Origin of the sequence: Bartonella sp. F02 (assembly GCF_026929975.1) — a bacterium.
Lineage (GTDB): Bacteria > Pseudomonadota > Alphaproteobacteria > Rhizobiales > Rhizobiaceae > Bartonella.
On sequence record NZ_JANHOK010000018.1, the window covers coordinates 1 to 1,348 of the forward strand.

General features: G+C 36.7%; 1 protein-coding gene. It reads right to left on the reverse strand.

Translation table 11 applies throughout. From position 1 onward, the window contains the following. Positions 1-483: 483 nt before the first annotated feature. A partial coding sequence (locus tag NPY00_RS06295; protein WP_269021227.1) for a DUF1561 family protein occupies positions 484-1,348 on the reverse strand: 865 nt, incomplete at its 5' end.

Here is a 1,348-nt window from a genome sequence, read left to right on the forward strand (position 1 = left end):
ATCCATAGGAGGATCAGGAAGCTTTTGAGGGACGTCATCACTCAAAGGAAAATTTTTCAGTATCAGCTCATTCTGAGAAATTGAATCAGAAAAAAAGGTATTAATTTGTAAAAAAAAGAATAAAAATAGCTTTAAATTATATTTTCTCATAAAATATAATTCCTTTAATTGAAAATTAGCTCTCTTGTAGATTCATAATCTACATTGCTTAATCCCCGACGCTTGATGATACTCAATATCTCTTTATGAGAGACCTGCTTAATGGTTAAAAACAAAATGTGCTTCTAACACTAACAAAAAACAGAACAACGCAATATCTTGCTTTAACTTCTTTAAACTCACAAAAATCAAAAACATACAAACTTTGCTCTTTCTGAAATAACACTCTCTAGTCTACTTGATGAAGAAGAGCGATTTTATGCTGAACCGCTGCTCATAATTTGATAAAAAGCCTATTTTTTAACAGACAGACCTTTAATGATCTTACATAATAGAACATCTTCCTTTTGAACATTGATTGACTGTAGAGCTCCTTGGAAACATTCTGCTTCCACGTCTATCATTCCCTTCTCCAGTGCAATTATTTTGCGACATAACAACGCTCAACGGTTCTTGATCCTGACTAATTAATTGTAATGTATTAAAAGCTGTAAGAGTTACATTTCGCCGTTGAATAATGTACGATAAAATAATATCAGGATGTGTCTCTTCTCGCATCAATTCGGTAAAACCTGCAAAATCTATATCAGTGTTTGTTGGAACAACAATAATTCCAGATTGCCCCCGTAAAATTGGAACAGCATGTCGAACAGATTCACCTGTTGGGTAAACATAACTCATAATTCCAACCCAAGCGGTTCCAGGAGGAGCCGTTAAAAGACTGACAATCGTACGTATAATATCATCATGTTGTGTTACTAATCCTGACTCTCTCCACGTAAACCGTGGTAAAAGAGCGCGTGTTGTTGCAGCGGCCATTCTAAAAATTATCGAATCAGGGTAATCCCTCGGTGTTAAAGGCGCGTCAAACAGTCTGGGCAGACCACGCGCAATATCATAAAGAAAAGGGTATCTCTGACGAAATGAATCTATGGGACTCGTACCATATTGTGTATTAAAGAAATATCCACCACTCGTTAATGGATTACCGGGATAATATTCCTGCAACTCAGCAAGCATTTGATAGGTGTGGAGAAGACAGGGACCACAGACACCAGCTGTAACCACTCTTCCATCAGTCGTCGTTGCAATCGCATAAAGCCGTCTGCGCCAAGCATCAGTCAATTGAAAATCAGGGGGTAAAAAAAGTTTTTCTTTTGCTTTAGATTGAATACTATCAATCTTATTT